Annotated in this window: 1 pseudogene; it reads left to right on the top strand. The window is 55.6% G+C overall.

What is annotated here, in order from left to right:
- Window positions 1-490, top strand: a pseudogene (locus IV40_RS10435) (IS5-like element IS1384 family transposase); the annotation flags it as partial.
- Window positions 491-639 lie beyond the last annotated feature (149 nt).

Genomic DNA, 639 nt, shown 5'->3' with positions numbered 1-639 from the left:
GACCAAGAAGGGAAACCAGTATTATTTTGGCATGAAGGCCCACATCGGCGCCGATGACGAATCGGGTCTGGTGCACAGCGTAGTGGGCACGGCGGCCAATGTGGCGGATGTCACCCAGGTGGACAAATTGCTGCATGGCGACGAAAACGTGGTCTGCGCCGATGCAGGCTACACCGGTGTCGAAAAGCGGCCCGAGCATGAAGGACGTGAAGTTATCTGGCAGGTGGCGGCACGCCGCAGCACCTACAAAAAACTCGATAAGCGCAGCGTGCTGTACAAAGCCAAGCGCAAGATTGAAAAGGCCAAGGCTCAGGTGCGCGCCAAGGTCGAGCATCCGTTCCGGGTAATCAAGCGCCAGTTCGGTTACACCAAGGTGCGCTTTCGCGGCTTGGCCAAAAACACGGCGCAACTGGTGACACTGTTCGCTCTGTCGAACCTGTGGATGGCGCGCCGACATTTACTGACGAATGCAGGAGAGGTGCGCCTGTAATGCGGGAAATGGCCACCGGAGTGGGGTCCGGGTGGCGAAAACGTAAGAAATACTCGTCGAATTGATTGTTTTTTGATCATTTGGCGAGTTTAAAAGTTGCGCTAGGTGGTATGCCGGGGAAATACATGGCTACTTCAGACCATCCTTAG

This window comes from Lactobacillus selangorensis, assembly GCF_001437205.1.
Classification (GTDB): domain Bacteria; phylum Bacillota; class Bacilli; order Lactobacillales; family Lactobacillaceae; genus Paralactobacillus; species Paralactobacillus selangorensis.
Note: the sequence above shows the minus strand (reverse complement) of the source record. Positions and strands in the feature narration are given on the sequence as shown.